Genomic DNA, 23,453 nt, shown 5'->3' on the forward strand with positions numbered 1-23,453 from the left:
TATAAAGGAAGATTGTTATGCAATCTAATGAATACTGGTTTGGCTTACCGAAAAAACTGCTCTGGGGATTTGTGGCTATCGCGATTTTTATGGCTGGCGATGGCTTTGAAATGGCTTTCTTATCAAAACATATAACCGATATGGGCTTCTCGCCTGCGCAGTCGGCTGTCGTCTTTACGATTTACGGCCTGGCGGCAGCGCTGGCGGCCTGGGCATCCGGCGTGGTGGCAGAACTCATCACCCCGCAACGCGCTATGACCATTGGCTGTGTCCTGTGGGTCATTATGCATGCCCTGTTTATGTCGATGGGACTGGGGATGCGTAACTACCCGCTGATGCTGCTGTTCTATGGTATTCGCGGCCTGGCCTATCCGATGTTTATCTACTCTTTTATGTTGATGCTGGTTCAGGTGCTGCCGCGCCCGAATCTGGCGGCGGCGACAGGCTGGTTCTGGGCCATGTATTCCATCGGCATTGGCGTGGTGGGCAGTTACCTGCCAAGCCTGACCATTCCGATGTTTGGCGAAACGGGGACGCTGTGGTTTGCCATCGTCTGGGTCGGCTGTGGTGGCCTGGTGGCGTTCTTTAGCCTGCGCAATGTGCCAGTGGACCGTTCGCGGGTGAATTTGCCGCTGCGCGACAAAATGACCGAGCTTTCCCGCGCGGCGACCATTCTGTTTACTAACCGCGATATCTTCTATGCCTGCCTGATCCGTATCATCAATACGCTGTCGCTGTTTGGTTTTGCGATTGTGATGCCGCTGCTGTTTGTTGATCGGCTGGGCTTTAGCATCTCTGAATGGCTGCAAATCTGGGCGGTGTTCTTCTTCGTCACCATTTTCACCAATATTTTCTGGGGGATCACCGGGGAATACATTGGCTGGATCCGCCAGGTGCGCTGGTTCGGCTGCCTGGGCATGGCCATCTCCAGCCTGACGTTTTACTACCTGCCGGTCTATGCCGGGCATAACTTCGCGGTGGCGCTGATTCCGGCAATCATGCTGGGGATTTTTGTTGCGGCTTTCGTGCCGATGACGGCGGTCTTCCCGACGCTGGAACCGCATCACAAAGGCGCGGCGGTCTCCATCTACAACCTCTCTGCCGGGATGAGCAACTTTGTCGCCCCGGCGATTGCCTCCGCACTGCTACCGTTTTTCGATATCGTAGGCGTGGTATGGGCCTACACCGGGCTCTATATCTTCGCCGGTGTGCTGACCTTTATCATCAAAGTGCCGCAGCCCAAACGCGTGCGCCAGGGACGTTCAGCGGAAGAGGTGGAACAGAGCGTGTAAACAGGCATAAGGCGCAGTGTCCCTGCGCCTTATCGCGTTTTTTCCAGGCGGTAAGCCCAGTCATCATAATCCACGCCGTTAATCGTATAGCCCTTTTCCAGCACCTGCGTACGCGTAAATCCCAGTTTCTCCAGTAGCCGCACCGACCCCTGATTCGCCGCCAGCACCCAGGCATTCAGCGCGGTGACGTGGGTCTGGGTAAAGGCATAATCCCGCATGGCTTTCAGCGCTTCACTGGCAACACCTTTCCCCTGTGCGAAAGGGGCAATGGCATAGCCGATGTCGGCTTCCTGCGGATAGCGCGTACTGACATGCAGCCCAATATCACCCAGTGGTTCGCCATTTTTGTCGCGAATCACCCGGGCGTGATTATCGTTCAGGCGGGAGATAAACAGGGTGCGAATATCGTCTTCACAGGCAATGGCGCCCATAAAGCGCATGACATCCGGGCTTTGGCGTAGAGTGAGGAAAAAAGACCAGTCGGCCTCGGTAAACGCAGAGAGCGTCAGGCGCTCGGTGGTCAATATCATGGTTTCGCCATTCCGGTAGCAAAGCGTCTTAGCTTAGCACCGGAATGGCGCAGGTAAACGCCTTATAATGGTGGGGGTGTCACCACATCCTTGAGCGCTTCTTCTAAATCGAACCAGCGAAACGCGAACCCGGAGGCTTCAAGTCGTTTTGGCAGCGCGCGCTGGCCACCAAGGACCAGCACGGCGGACTCTCCCATCATCAGGCGCACGGTGGCGGCCGGGGCGTGCATAACCGCCGGGCGATTAAGCGCATGTCCCAGCGCGTGAGCGAATTGTTCGTTACGTGCGGGGTAGGGCGAAACCATATTGAACGGGCCGCGCAGGTCGTTATTGAGCAGCCAGATGATGCCGTTAGCCATATCGTCGATATGAATCCAGGACATGTACTGGTGACCGGTACCGACCGGGCCGCCAAGCCCGACGCGAAAGAGTGGCAGTAATTTGGCAATTGCCCCGCCTTTGCGCGCAATCACAACGCCGGTGCGCAGTAAACAGACGCGGGTGCGTTCACTTTCCGCACCGCTGGCGATTTGCTCCCAGCGGGCGCACAGTTCGTGGGTAAATTCGTTATGCGGCGTCTCGTCTTCCGTGATCACCGCATCTCCCGTATCGCCGTAATAACCGACAGCAGAGCCGGAGATAAATACTTCCGGTGGATTCGCGCTGGCGAGGGTGAGATCGACCAGCCTCTGGGTTATTTTCCAGCGGCTTTCACACAGGCGCTGTTTTTGCTCATCGCTCCAGCGCTTTTCGGCAATCGGTTCGCCCGCCAGATTGATGACGGCGTCGAAATCGTTGAGGTCAGTGAGATCGTCCAGACCTGGTAGCAGCGCCACCGTATCGCCAAGCGTTTGTTGCGCTTTGGCGGGGTCGCGTGTCACCACGGTGATGGAATGGTCCAGCTCTTGTAAACGAGGAATCAAAAAACGACCAATCAGGCCTGTACCACCGGTAATCAGAATCTTCATGCAACCTCCAGGGCTACGCTTGACGACGCCAGCTCATGGTCATGGACACAGAGTCGGCGTAACGCAATGCGTGAAGTTTATCGATCTCAACCTCAGCATAAGTGACCCAGTGATGTTCGCGTGCGATATTCAGCACATCCTGAGTTAATTTTTCCAATAACGAGAAGCGGTTACTCTCGACATGGTGAATTATGCTTTTAGTTATCGTGCGGTAGTTTAGCGCGTCATTGATATCTTCGCTGGCGCGGGCCTTATCGGCCGGATAATGGATGATGACATTAATAATGATATCCTGACGGTTGATGACCTCTTCTTCTTTGATACCGATAAATGTGCGCAGGCGCAGATTTTTAATCCGAATAATGGCGTCTGGTTGTGACATTGCAGGCTTCCCTCAGTAATAACAGTCTCATCATACACAAGGAAAACATTGCTGCCATTTAGATTTACTGCGCTTTCGCCAGCGCGAGTATCGCCACAGGCCGGGTGCGAATACGCTCAAATCTGTTATTAACCGCCGGGTCATTACCCAGTACGATTTGCTGCCGCTGGTGGGCATTAGCCATGACCCATCCTGTAATGCTCGCCTTTGCTGATATCCACCCGAATAAGCCGCCTGGCAAGCTCCGCTTCTTCAAGAAAAAGCGTGATTTTTTGCCCGCAAGAGGTTGCAGCGTAAAAGAGAACACTCATTTTTTTCCTGGCGCAATAGGGGTTTTAATGAGTATAAGCGTTACTTATCGGCCTTGAGTTTTGATCAAGTGACACTCTTAACAAGACGTTATATTTTGATGAAAAACCTAATCGTTGAGAGGATGTTATGAGCGAGTCGACAATCACGTTGTGGTCAGATGCGGATTTTTTCTCCCCTTATGTCATGTCTGCTTATGTTGCGCTGCAGGAAAAAGCGTTGCCCTTCACCCTGAAAACCATTGATTTGGAACACGGCGAGCAGCAGAAGACGGGATGGACTGGCTATCACCTTACTCGCCGCGTGCCGGTGCTGGAAATTGACGGTTTCGAGCTCAGCGAATCCTCGGCAATTGATGAGTATCTTGAAGAGCGCTTTGCACCGCCGGAATATGAACGTATCTACCCTCACGACTTACAAAAACGCGCCCGTGCCCGTCAGGTGCAGGCGTGGATCCGCAGCGATTTGATGCCGATTCGCGAAGAGCGCAGCACCGACGTAATTTTCGCCCGGGAGAAGAAAGCGCCGCTCAGCGCCGCAGGCCAGCAGAGTGCCGCCAAACTCTTTGCCCTTGCCGGGGAATTACTGGCGCACGGTAAGCCGAATCTGTTTGGCGAGTGGTGTATCGCCGATGCCGATCTGGCCCTGATGATTAACCGGTTGGTAATGAATGGCGATGAGGTACCGGAGCGTCTGGTGGATTACGCCACCTTCCAGTGGCAGCGCTCCTCAATACAACGCTATGTCGCACTGTCGGCGAAGCGTGCGGGCTGAGACCTGGCCGCACTTGCGGTATGATACGGCATTCTCTTTAACCTGAGGTGTAGTGATGAAACTGATGTTCGCATCCGATATTCATGGCTCGCTACCTGCCACCGAACGCGTACTGGCGCTTTTTGCTGAAAGCGGGGCGCAGTGGTTAGTGATTTTGGGTGATGTGCTGAACCACGGGCCAAGAAACGCGCTGCCGCAAGGGTACGCGCCCGCGCAGGTGGCGGAGCGGCTGAATGAACACGCGTCGCGTATTATTGCGGCACGTGGCAACTGTGACAGCGAAGTCGATCAGATGCTGCTCAATTTCCCCATTACGGCCCCCTGGCAGCAAGTATTATTGCCTGACCAGCGGCTGTTTTTGACCCACGGTCACCTGTTCGGGCCGGATAATTTACCGCCGCTGGCGCAGGGTGATGTGCTGGTCTATGGTCATACTCATCTGCCGGTGGCGCAGCGGCAGGGTGACATTTTTCACTTTAATCCGGGCTCGGTGAGTATTCCCAAAGGGGGATTCGACGCCAGTTACGGCATGCTGGAAGAGGGTGTTTTGCGCGTAATGGCACTGAATGATAAGCGGCTTATTGCACAGGTCGCGATTAATCCGTAAGTTACCCTTCAACCAAAACGCGCCATAAGAGCGCAATGACGAGACATTTCTGATGGTGGAACCGAATCATTTTACAGGCACGGAGTGGGTGGATATTGTCAGCGAGGACAACGAAGTCATCGCCCAGGCGAGTCGCGAGCAAATGCGCGCGCAATGTTTGCGCCACCGCGCGACCTATATTGTCGTCCATGATGGGATGGGCAAGATCCTGGTTCAGCGCCGTACGGAAACCAAAGATTTTATGCCGGGTATGCTGGACGCCACCGCAGGCGGCGTTGTGCAGGCTGATGAAGTGTTGCTGGATTCCGCTCGCCGCGAAGCCGAAGAAGAGCTTGGTATTGCCGGTGTCCCGTTTGCTGAACATGGCACATTTTATTTTGAAGACGAACACTGCCGGGTGTGGGGCGGATTGTTTAGCTGTGTCTCTCATGGCCCGTTTGCCCTGCAGGAAGAGGAAGTGAGCGAAGTCTGGTGGATGACGCCGGAAGAGATCACCGCCCGCTGCGATGAATTCACCCAGGATTCGTTAAAAGCGCTGGCGCTGTGGATGAGCCGTAACGCCAGCAACTCTGTCGAAAAAGTCGAAGAAACAGAATAAGGTTACGGCGAAAAGCCTGGCCTGAACACGCGGTGAACTGAACACGTCAATGAGCCATGCTGATGAATAATCAGCGTGGCTTTTTTACGCACGGAAAAGGCGCGTAAAAAGAGCAGCGGAAAATTTAAGGTGACGGGTTTTCGCTTTTGTATTACCTTGAAAGGTTGCGAAAAATATAATGAAAAAGGAATTTTTATATGCTTTCAGCTATTCAACTGACACCCGATCAGACCTTTGAATTTCTCCTGAATGTTGCCATTACCCGCCCTGTCTTTTTATGGGGGGCGCCGGGGATTGGTAAAAGTGCCCTGGTGCGACGTTTTGCTGATGAGGTCGGCATGGAGTGCGTCTCGCTACTGGGTAGCCAGCTTGCGCCAGAAGACCTGCTGGGTATTCCACAAATTGACGGGCAGTGTTCGCGATTTTATCCCCCGGCAAATATTGTCCGTGACAAACCCTTCGTTTTATTCCTGGATGAGCTGAACGCCTCCTCCCATGAAATTCAGAAAGCTTTTTATTCGTTAATTCTGGAGCAGCGTATTGGTGAGTATCGGCTGCCGGAGGGCACCGTCGTCATTGGTGCTGGGAACCGTGCTAAAGATGCGGCCATCGTGAAACCGATGCCCTCGGCGTTGATCAACCGCATGGTGCATGTCCATCTGCGCGCCGACCATCGTCAGTGGCTGCACTGGGCTATCAATGAATCCTCCATTCACCCCTGGGTTGTGGAGTACATTCAGCTACGTCCGGATCAACTCTGGAATGAGCCACCGAAGCATGAAGAACCTTTTTCGACGCCACGCAGTTGGCACATGCTTTCTGATGCCCTTAAATCATTTGGTGAGGCTATCAGTGATGAGATGCTGGAAGCCTTGATTTATGGTCTTTTATCGCCTGCACATGCGGCGAGTTTTAAAGGGTTTATCAAACAGATTCGCCAAAAACATACCGTTTCCTCCATTCTTAAAGGCGATGCGAACTGGCCGGACGATCCTGCCGATCGCGACATTCTCTATTTCCTTGCCCAATCTTTCCGTACCCATCTTTATAAAGAGCTGCCCGAAACGGACAAGGCATTGCGTAATGAGCACAAGCAGCTTGCGATGCGAGCGAAAGACTGTCTGAAAACGCTGGCGCGAATCAGCGTCGAGATTGCGCAATCCGTGATGAGTGAAGACGAAAATGGCAAAAAGCTTCCGGCCTGGTTTTTACTGGAGGTTGCACGCGATCTTCCTCGCCTGGCGGTAAGGAACTAAGGACAATGAAACGCAAAACGGAGCGCAACCCTGCGCTCGATGCTTGTCAGGCAGGGTTGCAGATTATTGCATGGCATCCGTTGTTCTCGCCCATTTTCGCTCACATCTATGTGCGTTTTGACCATACGCACGCGCAGGTGAGTGCGAAAAACTGGCTGGCAATCAGCAATGATGGCTATTTGTGGCTTAATGCAAAGCGCCATGCCCGGCCAGAACAATGGGCGCGGATGGTTGCCCAGGCGCTGGCGGCGCTGGGGTTTGGTTATATCACCCCCCGGACGCCTGCGGCTACCTGGGAGCTGGCAGTACTGATTTCTACAATGCATTTTTGCGAAGGCCTTAAAATCGGCCCATTGCCAGAAGAGTTGCAGTCTTACCTTTTCCCCCAGGACATACACAGCGACGCGGAGCTTCTGTTTCGCCAGTTGCAGGAAGAGGGTATTTCTGAATCGCTTGCCCGCTGGCAGACCATCTATTGCGGCGAGCAACGTCATTTTGTCCACGTTGAAAAATCATCGCGCTATCATTCCGTCAACTGGCAGGAACTGCTGGCGGATGGCCTGAGCAATAGCGTCAGCCAGGCACTCGAACAGGTCGGGGGGTACCAGCCTCAGCAGGGGCAGAAATATAAGCTGACGTTAGCGCAGAAAGCCCGACAACAGATAATGACCCTTTATCCCTTGCTGGGCGCGCTGGCGGCAGGATTCGACATTGAAGAAGATGCGAAATTATGCAGCCAGTATGATATTGCGGTGGCAGCGATCGACGTCGGTATTGGCAAAATTTGGATCAACCCGACGGCCCGCTTAAACCAGGCTGAGATGCTCTTTGTTTTTGCCCATGAGTTGTTACATGCAGGGTTGAACCATGCATCCCGGCGCCGCGGACGCGACGCGGAACTGTGGAATGTGGCCTGCGATTTTATCATCAACGACTGGCTTATTGAGATGCAGGTTGGCGCGCCGCCGGAGCTGGGATTGCTCTATGATGCCCAGTTTAGGGGGATGTCGGCAGAAGAAATTTATGACTCGCTCGCCATGGATATGCGCCGGTCACGTAAACTTATCACCCTCAGGGGCAGGGCGGGGGGCGATATCCTGGGCGAGGATGGCGATCCGCGATTTACGAATGCCGAGGCCTATTGTCGTCGGGCCTTGTATCAGGGGATGGAGCGTTGTCTGTATGGTCAGAGCCGGGGGGCGCTGCCTGCGGGATTGATTGAAGAAATCCGCAGCCTGGCGCAACCGCCTGTCCCCTGGGATGTCGCCCTGGCTGAGTGGTTCGATGAGCATTTCCCGCCGCCCGAGCGACGTCGTACCTATGCGCGTCCGTCTCGCCGTCAGAGTGCGACACCGGATATCCCCCGGCCAGCTATTCAAGCCCCGAGCGAAGAAGAAAGGCATTCGCGCGTTTTTGGCGTCGTTCTGGATACGTCCGGATCGATGGACCCTCAGTTGCTGGGCAAGGCGCTTGGTGCCATCGCCAGTTATTCACTGGCGCGCGAGGTGTTTGCCGTGCGCTTTATTTGTTGTGATGCAAAAGCTTACGATCGCGGGTGGGTCCAGCCTGAACAACTCCTTCACCATTTTACGTTGCAAGGGAGAGGCGGTACCGTCTTGCAGCCGGGTATTGAATTACTGGATAGCCTGGCGTTGCGCGGAGATTTTCCACGTGGAGGGCCATTACTGATCATTACCGACGGGTTTTGCGAGAATAATGTTTCGGTGAAAATGGAGCATGCCTGGTTATTGCCACAGAATCGTCGGCTGCCCTTTGTCCCGCGAGGAAAAGTGTTTTCGCTAAGCTAAAAAAAAGCTCCTGCATGCAGGAGCTTTTTTCAGTTAACGGCAATTATTTCTGCTGAGCAGACTGAATTGCAGTCAGTGCGATGGTGTAGACGATATCGTCAACCAGTGCGCCACGTGACAGGTCGTTAACCGGTTTGCGCATACCCTGCAGCATCGGCCCGATGGAGATCAGGTCAGCAGAACGCTGTACCGCTTTGTAGGTGGTATTACCGGTGTTCAGATCCGGGAAGATGAACACGGTAGCGCGACCTGCAACCGGGGAGTTCGGTGCTTTGGATTTCGCAACGTCGGCCATAACGGCGGCGTCGTACTGCAGCGGACCGTCGATAACCAGATCCGGGCGTTTTTCCTGCGCCAGACGAGTTGCTTCGCGGACTTTCTCAACATCGCTACCCGCACCGGAGTTACCGGTAGAGTAGGAGAGCATTGCCACGCGCGGTTCGATGCCAAAGGCAGCAGCGGAATCAGCGGACTGAATCGCGATTTCTGCCAGTTGCTCAGCGGTCGGATCCGGGTTGATTGCACAGTCACCGTAAACGTAAACCTGTTCCGGCAGCAGCATAAAGAACACGGAAGAGACCAGAGAACTGCCCGGTGCTGTTTTGATCAACTGCAGCGGCGGACGAATGGTGTTCGCCGTGGTGTGAACCGCACCGGAAACCAGACCGTCAACTTCGTCCTGCTCCAGCATCAGGGTACCCAGAACAACGTTGTCTTCCAGTTGTTCGCGGGCAACGGCTTCGGTCATCCCCTTGCTCTTACGCAGTTCAACCAGGCGTGCCACGTAGCTTTCACGTACCACTTCCGGATCAACAATTTCGATGCCCGTACCCAGTTCAACGCCTTGCGCCGCAGCAACACGGTTGATCTCTTCCGGGTTACCCAGCAGTACGCAGGTTGCGATACCGCGTTCAGCACAGATAGCCGCTGCTTTAACGGTGCGCGGTTCGTCGCCTTCTGGCAGTACAACGCGTTTACCGGCTTTACGTGCCAGTTCGGTCAACTGATAACGGAAGGCAGGCGGAGAGAGGCGACGGCTACGTTCAGACGTGGCGGTCAGAGACTCGATCCAGTCTGCATTGATGTAGCTGGCAACGTATTCCTGAACTTTCTCGATACGCTGATGGTCATCAACCGGCACTTCCAGGTTGAAGCTCTGCAGGCTCAGAGAGGTCTGCCAGGTGTTGGTTTCAACCATGAATACCGGCAGGCCGGTTTCGAATGCACGTTCGCACAGTTTGCTGACGCGCGGGTCCATTTCGTAGGCACCCGTCAGCAGGATCGCGCCGATTTCAACGCCGTTCATCGCGGCCAGACATGCGGCAACCAGCACGTCAGGACGATCTGCAGACGTCACCAGCAGAGAACCTGCGCGGAAGTGTTCCAGCATGTGCGGGATGCTACGCGCACAGAAGGTCACAGATTTCACGCGACGGGTGCTGATTTCACCTTCGTTAACGATGGTCGCATTCAGGTGACGCGCCATGTCGATTGCGCGGGTCGCAATCAGGTCGAAGCTCCATGGTACTGCGCCGAGTACAGGCAGCGGGCTGGAAGCCGCCAGGCTTGCCGGGTCAACTTTGATCACTTTCGCTTTAGAGGAGTCATCAAAGATTTCAGACAGATCCGGGCGAGTACGGCCCTGATCGTCAACCGGGGCGTTCAGTTTGTTAACAATAACGCCGGTGATGTTGGTGTTTTTCGCGCCGCCGAAGCTGCTGCGGGTCAGTTCGATACGCTCTTTCAGTTGTTCCTGAGTATCGGTGCCCTGAGACATCACGAACACGATTTCCGCGTTCAGGGTTTTCGCGATTTCAAAGTTCAGAGACTGAGCAAACTGGTGTTTGCGGGTCGGGACCAGACCTTCAACCAGCACAACCTCAGCGTCTTTGCTGTTCTCGTGGTAGCGTGCGACGATTTCTTCCATCAGCACGTCTTTCTGGTTGCTGGAGAGCAGGGACTCAACGTAGCTCATCTTCAACGGTTCTGCCGCTGGCAGGCCGGAGTTGGTGCGTACGATGGTGGTGGTCTGGTCTGGCGCATCGCCGCCAGCGCGTGGCTGGGCGATAGGTTTAAAGACGCTCAGACGAACGCCTTTGCGTTCCATAGCACGGATCACGCCCAGGCTGACGCTGGTCAGGCCGACGCTGGTTCCGGTAGGGATCAGCATGATAATACGGGACACGGTTAATCCTCTTTTCGTTACCGTCATTTCTGACGGGTTACAAAACAGCACCGCCAGCTAAGCTGGCGGTGTGAAATCAGGCAGTCAGACGGCTCGCGTCTTGCGCGATAACCAGCTCTTCGTTTGTCGGGATAACAACAGCCGGACGAGTGCCTTCTTTGTTGATGAAGCCAGACTTACCGAAACGGGCAGCCAGGTTACGCTCGTGATCAACTTCGAAGCCCAGAACGCCCAGTTTGCCCAGGGACAGCTCGCGCACCATTGCTGCGTTTTCACCGATACCACCAGTGAACACAACTGCATCCAGACGACCATCCATCAGCGCAGTGTAAGAGCCGATGTATTTCGCCAGACGGTGGCAGTAAACGTCCATGGCACGTTTTGCGTCTTCTTTATCTTTGTAGTTATCTTCTACATAACGGCAGTCGCTGGTGACTTCGGTCAGACCCAGCAGGCCGGACTCTTTGGTCAGCATTTTGTTGATAGCTTCAACGCTCATGCCCAGGGTGTCATGCAGGTGGAAAATGATAGCCGGGTCGATATCACCAGAACGGGTACCCATCACCAGACCTTCCAGCGGGGTCAGACCCATGGAGGTGTCAACGCATTTGCCGTTGCGGATGGCGGATACAGAACCACCGTTGCCCAGGTGGCAGGTGATGATGTTCAGTTCTTCAACCGGTTTGTTCAGAACTTTAGCGGCTTCCTGGGTCACATAGTAGTGGCTGGTGCCGTGCGCGCCGTAACGACGAACGCCGTGCTCTTTGTATAATTTGTACGGCAGAGCATAGAGGTAAGACTCTTCCGGCATCGTGGTGTGGAATGCGGTGTCGAAAACGGCAACGTTTTTGTCTTTCAGGCTCGGGAAAGATTTCAGTGCTTCCGCGATGCCGATCAGGTGAGCCGGGTTGTGCAGCGGTGCAAATGAGGCTGCATCTTTAATGCCCTGAATAACGGACTCATCGATAACCACGGAGCTGGTGTATTTTTCGCCACCATGCACGATACGGTGACCGATCGCTGTCAGTTGTGCGGACAGTTCTGGTTTTTGTGCCAGAATAGTGTTAACGATAAAGTTCAGCGCTTCACTGTGAGCGGCACCTGCACCTAAAGCCGCTTCTTGTTTACCACCGTCAATTTTCCATTTGATACGTGCTTCAGGAAGATGGAAACATTCGGCTAAACCAGAAAGGTACTCTTCACCGTTGGCTGCATCGATGATCGCGAATTTCAGTGAGGAGCTACCGCAGTTCAGAACCAGTACTAACTTACTCGACATGGAAGTACCTATTTATGATACGTGGCTAAAAAAACGTCAGTGAGTCTCACAGAATAACGGATGATGACGCTGACATTTATGATTAACATCATGCCTGATTAATTTTCTGGCATGATGGAAAGAATACTTAAGATTTTATGCCATTTTGCGCAAATTTCAGACAGTGGCATAATGGACTTCAAAGTTGACGAGCGACCACACTTCGTCTACGGCCTGTTAAGGCAGGCACAGGATACCTGATACCGTGCGCAATTGACAAAAAATTTTAACGTTGTCATGCACAGTTGTTGTTTTGCACAATTATTTTAATTTTTATATGTGAAGTTGAGGTAACGCCATGTCCACTTCAGAAAATCGCCCCGTCAATTTTTTTGGATTGTTTCGCCGGGGACAGCACTATGCGAAGACCTGGCCCATGGAAAAAAGCCTCGCCCCGCTATTTATTGAGAATCGGACGATACGCGCCACCCGTTATGCCATTCGCTTTATGCCGCCCGTTGCTGTGTTTACGCTGTGCTGGCAAATCGCTCTTGGCGGGCAGTTAGGCCCGGCTGTCGCGACGGCGCTGTTTGCCCTGAGCCTGCCTATGCAAGGGCTGTGGTGGCTTGGTAAGCGCTCTGTCACGCCGTTGCCCCCATCAATTCTGCATTGGTTTTATGAAGTCCGCGGTAAATTGCAGGAGGCGGGGCAGGCGCTGGCGCCTGTCGAAGGTAAGCCGGATTATCAGGCATTAGCTGACACGCTTAAGCGCGCCTTCAAACAACTCGATAAAACTTTCCTTGATGACTTGTGATTGATCATCGAAACGGTCAGTAAAAAAAGGCACAGTAACCATTAATAGTTACCGTGTCTTTTTTTTAATCTTCAACGCGCACAGGAGTCGTAAGATGGAAATGACCAATGCCCAACGACTGATTTTGTCTAATCAGTATAAAATGATGACCATGATGGATCCTGCTAATGCCGAGCGCTATCGTCGCCTGCAGACCATTATCGAGCGCGGCTATGGTCTGCAAATGCGTGAGCTGGATCGTGAATTCGGTGAACTTAAAGAAGAAACCTGCCGTACTGTTATCGACATTATGGAGATGTACCACGCGTTACATGTCTCCTGGGCCAATCTGAAAGACGCGCAATCTATTGATGAACGCCGCGTCACCTTCTTGGGTTTTGATGCCGCCACCGAAGCGCGTTATCTCGGCTATGTACGCTTTATGGTCAATATTGAAGGGCGTTATACCCATTTCGATGCCGGTACACACGGCTTTAATGCCCAGACGCCAATGTGGGAAAAATACCAGCGTATGTTGAATGTATGGCACTCCTGCCCGCGCCAGTATCATCTGAGCGCGAATGAAATTAACCAAATTATTAATGCCTGAGGAGGCTCGCGTGCAGTGCAAAGGATTTCTGTTTGACCTGGATGGCACCCTGGTGAATTCGTTGCCCGTCGTGGAGCGGTCATGGTGCCGTTGGGCCGACCGCTTCGGCATCGATCATGACGAAGTGCTGAATTTTATCCATGGCAAACAGGCCATTACTTCGTTACGTCACTTTATGGCCGGTCGCTCCGAAGAGGATATCGCAGCGGAGTTTACCTGGCTGGAGGAGATTGAAGCGACGGATACCGAAGGTGTCGTGGCCTTGCCCGGCGCGCTCGAGTTACTGAACCATCTCACTGAATCCCATATCCCGTGGGGCATCGTGACGTCGGGCTCCATCCCTGTTGCTCATGCCCGCCACCGGGCGGCGGGTTTGCCGATGCCGGATGTATTTGTCACGGCGGAGCAGGTTAAGCGCGGCAAGCCTGAGCCGGACCCGTACCTGCTTGGGGCAAAACTGCTGGGTTTGCCGCCGCAAGAGTGTGTGGTGGTGGAAGACGCAGGGGCCGGTGTGCTTTCTGGCCTTGCAGCGAACTGCCATGTAATCGCGGTGAATGTGCCTGCCGATTCGCCGCGTCTGGATGAGGCGGACTTTGTGCTTGCTCGTCTGGATGAAGTGGTCGTGACAAAGCAGCCTGATGGTCATGTCGTTGTCAGACGAAAAGCCTGAGTCATGATGTAGCCCCGCACCGCCGGGGCTTTTTTATGGCAAGATGAATCACCCCATTTTAAACAAGGACATGTTGTGAACGGTGAGCTTATCTGGGTGTTATGCCTGTTGATGATAGCTGTCGTCCTCTTTGCGACGGGTAAAGTGCGCATGGATGCGGTGGCGTTGCTGGTCATTGTGGCGTTTATTCTTAGCGGGACGTTGACGATGACCGAGGCGTTATCGGGTTTTAGCGATCCCAACGTTGTCTTGATCGCCGCGCTTTTCATTATTGGTGACGGACTGGTACGGACCGGCGTGGCGACCAGCATGGGGTCATGGCTGGTAAAAATGGCCGGCAGCAGCGAAATTAAAATGCTGGTTCTGCTGATGCTCACCGTCGCAGGGCTTGGTGCCTTTATGAGTTCCACAGGCGTAGTGGCGATTTTTATTCCGGTGGTGCTCAGCGTCTCGATGCGTATGCAAATCTCTCCCTCTCGTTTAATGATGCCGCTCAGCTTTGCCGGGCTTATCAGCGGCATGATGACGCTGGTGGCGACACCACCAAATCTGGTGGTCAACAGCGAACTGCTACGTGAGGGGTTGGCCGGGTTCAGTTTTTTTAGCGTTACCCCGCTGGGGCTGGTGATTTTGCTGATGGGCATTGTCTATATGCTGCTGATGCGCTTTATGCTTAAGAGCGACAAAGACGACAGCCAGCGTGACGGCTGGAAACGGCGTACCTTCCGCGACTTGATAAAAGAGTACCGGCTGACAGGGCGCGCCAGGCGCCTGGCAATTCGCCCGGGCTCCCCCTTAATTGGCCAGCGGCTGGACGATCTGAAACTGCGTGAACGCTATGGCGCGAATGTTATCGGTGTTGAACGCTGGCGACGTTTCCGTCGCGTGATTGTTAACGTTAATGGGGTATCGGAATTTCGCGCCCGCGATGTTTTACTCATTGATATGTCGGCGGCGGATGTCGATTTACGTGAATTCTGCGCCGAACAACTGCTGGAGCCGATGATTTTACGCGGTGAATACTTTTCCGACCAGGCTCTGGATGTGGGGATGGCGGAAGTTTCGCCGATACCGGAGACCGAGTTATTAGGTAAAACCGTACGTGAAATTGGCTTTCGTACCCGTTATGGCTTAAACGTGGTTGGGCTTAAACGTGACGGAGAGGCAATGCCCGGCGTCGTTGTCGATGAACCCCTGCAACTCGGGGATATTTTATTAGTGGTGGGTAACTGGAAGTTAATTAGCCAGTTGGGCCAGAAAGGACGAGAGTTTCTGGTTCTCAATATGCCCGTGGAAGAGAGCGCCGTCTCTCCTGCCCATAACCAGGCGCCTCATGCGATATTCTGTCTGGTGCTGATGGTTGCGCTGATGCTGACAGATGAAATCCCCAATCCGGTGGCGGCAATCACGGCCTGCCTGCTGATGGGGAAATTCCGCTGTATTGATGCTGAGAGCGCCTATAAAGCCATTCACTGGCCAAGCCTTATTTTGATCGTCGGGATGATGCCCTTTGCGCTGGCGCTGCAAAAAACGGGTGGGGTAGATCTGGTCGTTAAAGCTTTACTCGATTTCGGCGGCAGCTATGGGCCCTATATGATGCTGGTATGCCTGTTTGTGTTGTGCGCCACTATCGGGCTATTTATCTCCAATACCGCGACGGCTGTCTTAATGGCGCCTATCGCGTTGGCGACGGCAAAATCGATGGGGGTCTCTCCTTATCCTTTCGCGATGGTTGTCGCGATGGCTGCCTCGGCAGCGTTTATGACGCCGGTATCATCACCGGTAAATACGCTGGTTCTGGGGCCGGGTAATTATCAATTCAGCGATTTCGTGAAAATCGGCGTGCCGTTTACTCTGCTCGTCATGGCGGTGTGCGTCGTGTTGATCCCTGTTCTGTTTCCGTTTTAAAGATTACCCCGGCGGCAGTGTGAGCGCCGGGCTAACCTTTTTCAGACGGAGGGTAACGTCGTAAACGGAAAGAAGCGTATTAAAGCGGTGAATCCTGGCTTATTTCATCAAGCGATAAATGGAAGCTTGGTACAAAAACTTGCATGAAGTAATCCATTTCCGGACTGCGTCGGGCATCCAGTGTTTTCTCCAGCCTCGATTTTGCCAGCATAAATTCGTTATTTCCGGCAGACAATTCTTCAAGACACTTCAGATATGCGCAGAGCGCATCTGCCTGTTTAACGATCAATTTTTCATCAGCGCTGTAATAATGCTCATCGATCAGCTCTGAGAATATATCGCGTAGCTCTTCTGGCACCATCTCGACCAGCTTCTGCTGGGCAATTTTTTCGATGGCTTTATATTCCTGGGCGATTTGTGAGTTGAAGTATTTAACCGGGGTGGGTAAATCACCGGTCAATACTTCTGAGGCATCATGATACATCGCTAACAGCGCGATTCGCTCCGCATTAACCTGGCCGCCGAATTTGCGATTTTTAATCGCCGCCAGCGCATGTGCCACCATGGCAACCTGCAGGCTGTGTTCCGAGACGTTCTCGGTACGCACATTACGCATCAGTGGCCAACGGTTGATTAATTTAAGACGGGAGAGGTGCGCGAAGAAGTGACTTTGACTCATAGTAAACCTTGTCTGTAACTGCGACGATGAGCCATTGTGCGCAGAGAGTGGGGGAAGATGCAAATCCTCCCCCCGGCGCAATTATTGGTGGTAACCGGATAAGAAGCGGCCAAAACGGGTGATGGACATTTCCAGGTCGTCCATGCGCGGCAGTGTGACGATGCGCACATGATCCGGCCATGGCCAGTTGAAGGCCGTTCCCTGAACAAGCAGCACTTTTTCCTGCAACAGGAAATCAAGCACCATTTTCTGATCGTCATGAATATTGAAGCGTTTAGCGTCAATTTTCGGGAACATATAGAGTGCTCCCTTCGGCTTCACGCAGGACACGCCCGGAATTTCGTTAATCAATTCCCACGCACGATTGCGTTGTTCGTAAAGACGCCCGCCAGGCACGATAAATTCACTGATGCTCTGGTAGCCGCCAAGCGCGGTCTGAATTGCATGCTGTGCGGGAACGTTCGCGCAAAGACGCATAGAGGCCAACATCTCAAGCCCTTCAATATAGCCTTTGGCGTGTTTTTGCGGTCCGCTCAATACCATCCAGCCCTGACGGAAACCGGCAACGCGGTAGGTCTTGGAAAGGCCGTTAAAGGTTATGGTAAACACGTCCGGTGCCATCGCGGCAATAGAGTGGTGCTCGGCATCGTCATAGAGGATTTTGTCGTAGATCTCGTCGGCGAAAATAATGAGATTATGCTGTCGTGCAATCTCGACAATTTCCATCAATAACTCTTTCGAATAAACCGCCCCGGTGGGGTTATTCGGGTTAATGATGACGATCCCACGGGTGCGCGGCGTTATTTTCGCGCGGATATCATCAAGATCCGGGAACCAGTCAGAGGATTCATCACACAGATAGTGCACAGCTTTACCGCTCGAAAGCGACACTGCCGCTGTCCATAAAGGATAGTCCGGCGCCGGGACCAGCATTTCGTCACCGCTGTTCAACAGGGCCTGCATTGATTGTACGATCAGTTCTGAAACGCCATTACCGATGTAGATATCTTCAACGGTAACATCGCGCATGCCGCGTGCCTGATAGTGCTGCATGATGGCTTTACGCGCTGAGTACAGACCTTTTGAGTCACAATAACCTTGCGCGGTTGGCAGATTTCGAATGACGTCGACCAGAATTTCATCTGGCGCCTCAAAGCCGAAAGGCGCCGGGTTGCCGATGTTTAGTTTAAGAACTTTGTTGCCTTCTTCTTCCAGGCGTTTTGCCTCTTTGAGAACCGGCCCGCGTATGTCATAACAGACGTTGTCTAATTTGCTGGATTTTTCGATGGAGGACATGAATCTTTGACCTTTTAGCTGTGAGTGCCACTTCCTGCCGTGGAAGTCAGCACCGAACAATGTACTCCCACGAGCGCAGGTTTTGAAGGGTGGACAGAAGAAGATTTTGCCTTAACCACATCACAATTAACGTTTTTTAAACTACCATTATTGGTTAAATCTCTATAACCCAGTGTTAATGATATTATTTGTGGTTTATGGTTCTTCTTGAGCTGTTTTTTGTCGATTTTTCTGCTAAAAAAGAAAGGTTCTGTAGTATGCACGACACTGGAGAAGAATGATTTCGTCTCATAATCATTCTCAATACATAGAGAGTGATAAATTTGAAAGTAAGACAGTGCCTGAGAAACGCCTAATCTGTGAAGATAATGTTAAGTATTATTAATACATAAGGTGATTTATTTTTCACGTTTATTTAATATTGCGAAAGGAAAAGGTGGATCCTTTTAATATTAATAAAACTAAATCGTTCGCGAGATGATTTTTGGCGATCAGATTAATCGCAATAATGCTTATAAATATAATGGTTTTAGGTTAAAATGATGCCCGGAAATGGTTCCACCAGGAAAGCCATGCTTTCTGTATGGACTATTTGTTATTATTAGTTTGCTGTTATTACTCGTTTTTCTACTCCCGTTCGGCCATATGAATTGGCCGTATATGACGTGCTCGCCATGTACGGCTAAGAATGTTGCAAAAAAATGCTTTTTCCTTAAAAGGATTAACAAGTATTCGCATGGTTTATATATTCAATAGGGAAGGGAGTATGCAGAATAAAGATGTTGAGTTTGTCTTGCTCCAGACTGTGAACTATAAACACCTGAACTTTTTGTCAAGTTGACCAGGGTGATAACTCTGCTGGATGCACATTAAAAAGGGAATTGCTTAAATCTTACGCGCACAGCATAAACCCGGGTAACTCCGAGTGAGGAACCCGTAAGTGAAAAATTATGATAAATGCAAATCGTCCGATACTGAATCTCGACCTCGATCTGCTGAGAACCTTCGTTGCGGTCGCTGATTTGAACACGTTCGCTGCGGCAGCCGCCGCAGTTTGTCGCACCCAGTCAGCGGTAAGTCAGCAAATGCAAAGACTGGAGCAGTTAGTAGGGAAAGAGCTTTTTGCCCGTCATGGTCGAAATAAGCTGTTAACTGAGCACGGCATTCAGTTACTGGGCTATGCAAGAAAGATCTTACGTTTCAATGATGAAGCATGTACATCGTTAATGTTTAGCAATTTACAGGGAGCGTTAACGATCGGCGCTTCGGATGAATCTGCCGACACTATCTTGCCGTTCCTGCTTAATCGTATTAGTTCTGTTTATCCAAAGCTCGCATTGGATGTGCGTGTCAAACGTAATCCTTTTGCCGGAGATAGACTGAAAGAAGATAATGTCGATCTTGTCGTTACCACTAATCGGCCAGGTGAATTCGATTGCCTGACACTGCGAACTTCACCCACGCACTGGTACTGCTCTGCGGAATTCGTGTTGCAAAAAGGTGAAGCTGTACCACTGGTGCTGTTAGATGAACCAAGTCCCTTTCGCGATATCGTGATAAATACGCTTAATGAGGCGGATATTCCCTGGCGTATTGCTTATGTCGCGTCCACGCTTTCAGCGGTAAAAGCGGCAGTAAAAGCCGGGCTTGGGATCACCGCCCGCCCGGTTGAAATGATGAGCCCTGATTTACGGGTATTGGGTAAATCAGATGGCCTGCCGCTCCTGCCTGAGACTGAATATCTCCTTTGCTATAACCCGCTAAGTCAAAATGAACTGGCGCAGGTAATTTTCGAGGCAATGGAGCACTATCAGAATCCCTGGCATTACGGCAGTAGTGCCACCGAAGGGGGAGGGGATTCTCTGGTGATCGAAGGCGATTTTGGGTAACAGCCGCACCAAAAACTGGTAACAAAATGTAAGTGTGAAAATAGACCGCTGGCAGCAAAAAAGCTGTCATCGGTTTGTTTTTTGCACAATTTAGTGCTTTATGAAACGTAAATGCGTTAAATAAGTAAACAAATCAAAAGCTTAATTATCCCGCCTGTCATCTCATCACTTTTGTTCTATAGTTTTTGGTAATGGCCATTCATGTTAAAAAACTAGCCATTTTGTTGCCGTTTTTAGGAATGAATTAACAAAAGCGTGTCTCAGATCAAGAAAATACTCCCATAGAGGGGGAGGAATCCAGGCAAAATCCTGTCAAAATAAGAGGGTAATATTTGTAAAACCTCACAACGGACACGATTCAACACCCTGATTGTTTGCGGGCTTTATTTGAGGTTGAAGAAGAAAACGGCATTAAATGTTAATGAATTGCTGTCGATGTAAACTAATGTGAGGAAGCTTTTGTTAAAGTTGACAAAAGGTTATAGAAAGGAGTAAAAACCCACATCGTTTGACCGACTTTGTCAAATTCGCACTGAACGTGTGGTTTTATTCCTCCCCATGAATCGATGTGGCGCCATCTGCCGAGAAGAGCAGAGGTATTAAGCGCTACCTTTTGAGTTAAGCAATGCGTATGTCAACATCCACTGAAATCATCGCTCATCATTGGGCATTCGCTATCTTTCTTATTGTCGCTATTGGCCTATGCTGCCTGATGCTCGTCGGTGGCCGGTTCCTCGGTGGTCGGGCGCGTGCAAGACACAAAAACGTCCCGTTCGAGTCCGGTATCGATTCGGTAGGCTCAGCTCGCCTTCGTTTGTCTGCCAAGTTCTACCTGGTGGCCATGTTCTTCGTCATCTTTGACGTTGAAGCGCTCTATTTATATGCATGGTCAACCTCCATTCGTGAGAGTGGTTGGGTTGGTTTTGTCGAAGCTGCAATTTTCATTTTAGTGCTGCTGGCAGGTCTTGTTTACCTGGTGCGTATCGGTGCGCTGGACTGGACGCCTGCGCGTTCACGCCGCGAACGACTCAATCCGGAAACCGACAGCTACACTAATCGTCAACGCTAACCGCGAGGCAATAAGATGGATTATACGCTCACCCGCATAGATCCCAACGGTGAGAATGACCGTTACCCCCTGCAAAAACAGGAGATCGTAACCGACCCTCTTGAGCAGGAAGTGAATAAAACGGTGTTCATGGGCAAACTCCATGACCTGGTTAACTGGGGCCGTAAAAACTCAATCTGGCCTTATAACTTTGGCCTCTCCTGCTGCTACGTTGAGATGGTAACGTCATTCACTGCGGTGCATGACGTTGCGCGTTTCGGGGCTGAGGTGTTACGTGCTTCACCGCGTCAGGCCGACCTGATGGTTATCGCGGGCACGCCGTTCACCAAAATGGCACCGGTAATCCAGCGCCTGTATGACCAGATGCTTGAGCCAAAATGGGTTATTTCCATGGGCGCATGTGCCAACTCCGGCGGTATGTATGATATTTACTCTGTCGTACAGGGCGTTGATAAATTCATCCCGGTGGACGTATACATCCCCGGCTGCCCGCCACGTCCGGAAGCCTATATGCAGGCCCTGATGCTGTTGCAGGAATCCATTGGTAAAGAACGCCGCCCGCTGTCGTGGGTTGTTGGCGATCAAGGCGTGTATCGCGCCAATATGCAATCAGAGCGCGAGCGTAAACGCGGCGAACGTATTGCCGTCACGAATCTGCGTACACCTGACGAGATTTAATTTGCGCCTGTAGGTAATGGCAAACACTTCGCATTTTAATAATCAACTAACGCGGAGCCTTACCTGACAGTCACCACGGACCTTTTGCAATGGTGAACAATATGACTGACTTAACTGCGCAAGAAGCCACATGGCAGACCCGCGATCACCTTGATGATCCGGTCATTGGCGAGCTGCGCAACCGTTTTGGGCCGGATGCCTTTACCGTTCAGGCTACCCGCACCGGGGTACCCGTTGTTTGGGTGAAGCGCGAACAGTTACTGGAAGTAGGTGATTTCCTCAAGAAACTGCCAAAACCTTACGTCATGCTGTTTGATTTACACGGCATGGATGAACGTCTCCGTACACACCGCGCAGGTTTGCCTGCCGCGGATTTTTCCGTTTTCTATCACCTGATTTCCATTGAACGCAATCGCGATATCATGCTCAAGGTGGCGTTATCTGAAAACGATCTGCGTGTACCGACTTTCACCAAACTTTTCCCGAACGCGAACTGGTATGAGCGCGAAACATGGGAAATGTTCGGTATTGATATCGAAGGCCACCCGCATCTGACGCGCATTATGATGCCGCAGACGTGGACAGGCCACCCGCTGCGTAAAGACTATCCGGCGCGTGCGACCGAATTCGATCCGTTTGAGCTGACAAAAGCGAAACAGGATCTGGAGATGGAAGCACTGAAATTCAAGCCGGAAGACTGGGGCATGAAGCGTGGTACCGACAATGAGGACTTCATGTTCCTTAACCTCGGTCCGAACCACCCGTCTGCGCACGGTGCATTCCGTATTATCCTCCAGCTTGATGGCGAAGAGATTGTCGACTGCGTACCGGATATCGGTTACCACCACCGTGGTGCCGAGAAGATGGGCGAGCGTCAGTCCTGGCACAGCTACATCCCGTATACCGACCGTATTGAATACCTCGGCGGTTGCGTCAATGAAATGCCGTACGTACTGGCGGTGGAAAAACTGGCAGGAATTACCGTTCCGGACCGCGTGAATGTGATTCGCGTGATGCTCTCCGAACTGTTTCGTATCAACAGCCACCTGCTGTACATTTCGACGTTTATTCAGGACGTCGGCGCGATGACCCCGGTCTTCTTCGCCTTTACCGATCGTCAGAAAATCTACGATTTGGTGGAAGCGATCACCGGTTTCCGTATGCATCCGGCCTGGTTCCGTATTGGCGGGGTGGCTCACGATTTGCCGCGTGGCTGGGATCGTCTGCTGCGCGAATTCCTCGACTGGATGCCGAAGCGTCTGGCCTCGTACGAGAAAGCCGCGCTGCGTAATACCATTCTGAAAGGTCGTTCTCAGGGCGTGGCTGCTTATGGCGCGAAAGAAGCGCTGGAGTGGGGCACCACGGGCGCGGGTCTGCGCGCCACCGGGATTGACTTCGACGTGCGTAAGGCGCGTCCGTACTCTGGCTATGAAAACTTCGACTTTGAAGTCCCGGTTGGCGGCGGCGTTTCCGACTGCTACACCCGCGTGATGCTGAAAGTGGAAGAGCTGCGCCAGAGTCTGCGCATCCTTGAGCAGTGCCTCAACAATATGCCGGAAGGCCCGTTCAAAGCGGATCACCCGCTGACCACGCCGCCGCCGAAAGAGCGCACGCTGCAACATATCGAAACCCTGATCACCCACTTCCTGCAGGTTTCCTGGGGCCCGGTCATGCCGGCGCAGGAGTCCTTCCAGATGATTGAAGCGACCAAGGGTATTAACAGTTACTACCTGACCAGTGATGGCAGCACCATGAGCTACCGTACTCGCGTACGTACGCCAAGCTTTGCGCACTTGCAGCAGATCCCGTCCGCCATCCGCGGCAGTCTGGTCTCTGACCTGATTGTGTATCTGGGTAGTATCGATTTTGTTATGTCAGATGTGGACCGCTAATT

General features: G+C 52.2%; 21 protein-coding genes and 1 pseudogene. 14 read left to right on the top strand and 8 right to left on the bottom strand.

All coding sequences use genetic code 11. The features are described from left to right. Positions 1–17 precede the first annotated feature (17 nt). Complete coding sequence (locus ACS0RQ_RS07995) at positions 18–1,292, top strand: MFS transporter (protein ID WP_039079861.1); 1,275 nt, start codon at positions 18–20, stop codon at positions 1,290–1,292. 29 nt (positions 1,293–1,321) lie between these two features. Here ACS0RQ_RS07995 and ACS0RQ_RS08000 read toward each other — a convergent pair whose 3' ends face one another. From ACS0RQ_RS08000 to ACS0RQ_RS08015, 4 genes and pseudogenes are all read right to left on the bottom strand, one after another. After that, positions 1,322–1,822, bottom strand: a complete 501-nt coding sequence (locus tag ACS0RQ_RS08000; protein WP_271850112.1) for a GNAT family N-acetyltransferase — start codon at positions 1,820–1,822, stop codon at positions 1,322–1,324. 62 nt (positions 1,823–1,884) lie between these two features. Further along, positions 1,885–2,790: a TIGR01777 family oxidoreductase gene (locus ACS0RQ_RS08005; protein ID WP_039079863.1), complete on the bottom strand. Its 906-nt coding sequence runs from the start codon at positions 2,788–2,790 to the stop codon at positions 1,885–1,887. 13 nt (positions 2,791–2,803) lie between these two features. Beyond that, a complete protein-coding gene (gene folX / locus ACS0RQ_RS08010) occupies positions 2,804–3,172 on the bottom strand; it encodes a dihydroneopterin triphosphate 2'-epimerase (protein WP_039079864.1) in 369 nt (122 codons plus the stop codon). Between the two features lie 194 nt (positions 3,173–3,366). Continuing rightward, positions 3,367–3,483 (bottom strand): annotated as a pseudogene (locus tag ACS0RQ_RS08015) (thioredoxin domain-containing protein); the annotation flags it as partial. Between the two features lie 127 nt (positions 3,484–3,610). Here ACS0RQ_RS08015 and yfcF point away from each other — a divergent pair. The 5 genes from yfcF to ACS0RQ_RS08040 all read left to right on the top strand — a co-directional run bounded on the left by yfcF (position 3,611) and on the right by ACS0RQ_RS08040 (position 8,524). Continuing rightward, positions 3,611–4,255, top strand: coding sequence for a glutathione transferase (gene yfcF, locus ACS0RQ_RS08020; RefSeq protein WP_271850113.1), 645 nt, complete (start codon positions 3,611–3,613; stop codon positions 4,253–4,255). Positions 4,256–4,310: 55 nt separating this feature from the next. Further along, entirely contained in the window at positions 4,311–4,862 is a 552-nt protein-coding gene (gene yfcE, locus ACS0RQ_RS08025; RefSeq protein ID WP_271850114.1) for a phosphodiesterase, read from the top strand. Positions 4,863–4,914: 52 nt separating this feature from the next. Continuing rightward, complete coding sequence (gene yfcD, locus ACS0RQ_RS08030; RefSeq protein WP_125124145.1) at positions 4,915–5,460, top strand: NUDIX hydrolase YfcD; 546 nt, start codon at positions 4,915–4,917, stop codon at positions 5,458–5,460. A 197-nt stretch (positions 5,461–5,657) separates the two neighbouring features. Further along, entirely contained in the window at positions 5,658–6,716 is a 1,059-nt protein-coding gene (locus ACS0RQ_RS08035) for an AAA family ATPase (RefSeq protein WP_079496244.1), read from the top strand. Between the two features lie 5 nt (positions 6,717–6,721). Further along, on the top strand, positions 6,722–8,524 hold the full coding sequence (locus ACS0RQ_RS08040; protein ID WP_271850115.1) for a vWA domain-containing protein: 1,803 nt from the start codon (positions 6,722–6,724) through the stop codon (positions 8,522–8,524). Positions 8,525–8,567: 43 nt separating this feature from the next. Here the strand turns inward: ACS0RQ_RS08040 and pta are convergent, their stop codons facing one another. Together pta and ackA are read right to left on the bottom strand one after the other, a co-directional pair. Continuing rightward, on the bottom strand, positions 8,568–10,709 hold the full coding sequence (gene pta / locus ACS0RQ_RS08045; RefSeq protein ID WP_039079870.1) for a phosphate acetyltransferase: 2,142 nt from the start codon (positions 10,707–10,709) through the stop codon (positions 8,568–8,570). Between the two features lie 76 nt (positions 10,710–10,785). After that, positions 10,786–11,988, bottom strand: coding sequence for an acetate kinase (ackA, locus tag ACS0RQ_RS08050; RefSeq protein ID WP_039079871.1), 1,203 nt, complete (start codon positions 11,986–11,988; stop codon positions 10,786–10,788). A 337-nt stretch (positions 11,989–12,325) separates the two neighbouring features. Between ackA and yfbV the strand changes: the two genes are divergently transcribed. The 4 genes from yfbV (at position 12,326) to ACS0RQ_RS08070 (ending at position 15,948) form a co-directional block, all read left to right on the top strand. Beyond that, positions 12,326–12,781, top strand: coding sequence for a terminus macrodomain insulation protein YfbV (yfbV, locus tag ACS0RQ_RS08055; RefSeq protein ID WP_039079872.1), 456 nt, complete (start codon positions 12,326–12,328; stop codon positions 12,779–12,781). Positions 12,782–12,875: 94 nt separating this feature from the next. Next, positions 12,876–13,370 (top strand): YfbU family protein, encoded by a 495-nt coding sequence (locus ACS0RQ_RS08060; RefSeq protein WP_039079873.1) that lies wholly within the window; start codon positions 12,876–12,878, stop codon positions 13,368–13,370. Next, positions 13,363–14,040 carry a sugar phosphatase gene (locus tag ACS0RQ_RS08065; protein WP_103245446.1) on the top strand — a complete coding sequence of 226 codons (678 nt, stop codon included), beginning with the start codon at positions 13,363–13,365 and terminating at the stop codon, positions 14,038–14,040. Before ACS0RQ_RS08060 ends, ACS0RQ_RS08065 begins: the two co-directional genes overlap by 8 nt. Positions 14,041–14,115: 75 nt before the next feature. After that, a complete protein-coding gene (locus tag ACS0RQ_RS08070) occupies positions 14,116–15,948 on the top strand; it encodes an SLC13 family permease (protein WP_079496247.1) in 1,833 nt (610 codons plus the stop codon). A gap of 79 nt (positions 15,949–16,027) precedes the next feature. On the opposite strand, the gene yfbR is transcribed toward ACS0RQ_RS08070, so the two are convergent. Continuing rightward, positions 16,028–16,627 carry a 5'-deoxynucleotidase gene (gene yfbR, locus ACS0RQ_RS08075; protein WP_079496248.1) on the bottom strand — a complete coding sequence of 200 codons (600 nt, stop codon included), beginning with the start codon at positions 16,625–16,627 and terminating at the stop codon, positions 16,028–16,030. A gap of 81 nt (positions 16,628–16,708) precedes the next feature. Next, positions 16,709–17,923, bottom strand: coding sequence for an alanine transaminase AlaA (gene alaA / locus ACS0RQ_RS08080; protein WP_039079877.1), 1,215 nt, complete (start codon positions 17,921–17,923; stop codon positions 16,709–16,711). Between the two features lie 950 nt (positions 17,924–18,873). On the opposite strand from alaA, the gene lrhA reads away from it, so the two are divergent. The 4 genes from lrhA (at position 18,874) to nuoC (ending at position 23,451) form a co-directional block, all read left to right on the top strand. Then, entirely contained in the window at positions 18,874–19,812 is a 939-nt protein-coding gene (gene lrhA, locus ACS0RQ_RS08085) for a transcriptional regulator LrhA (RefSeq protein WP_271850116.1), read from the top strand. A gap of 625 nt (positions 19,813–20,437) precedes the next feature. Further along, complete coding sequence (gene nuoA, locus ACS0RQ_RS08090; RefSeq protein WP_039079879.1) at positions 20,438–20,881, top strand: NADH-quinone oxidoreductase subunit NuoA; 444 nt, start codon at positions 20,438–20,440, stop codon at positions 20,879–20,881. Between the two features lie 15 nt (positions 20,882–20,896). Continuing rightward, positions 20,897–21,559 carry an NADH-quinone oxidoreductase subunit NuoB gene (gene nuoB / locus ACS0RQ_RS08095; RefSeq protein WP_039079880.1) on the top strand — a complete coding sequence of 221 codons (663 nt, stop codon included), beginning with the start codon at positions 20,897–20,899 and terminating at the stop codon, positions 21,557–21,559. A gap of 89 nt (positions 21,560–21,648) precedes the next feature. Beyond that, complete coding sequence (gene nuoC / locus ACS0RQ_RS08100) at positions 21,649–23,451, top strand: NADH-quinone oxidoreductase subunit C/D (RefSeq protein WP_075203679.1); 1,803 nt, start codon at positions 21,649–21,651, stop codon at positions 23,449–23,451. Positions 23,452–23,453 lie beyond the last annotated feature (2 nt).

The sequence above is a fragment of the Phytobacter diazotrophicus genome (assembly GCF_052061655.1).
Taxonomy (GTDB): Bacteria; Pseudomonadota; Gammaproteobacteria; order Enterobacterales; family Enterobacteriaceae; genus Phytobacter; species Phytobacter diazotrophicus.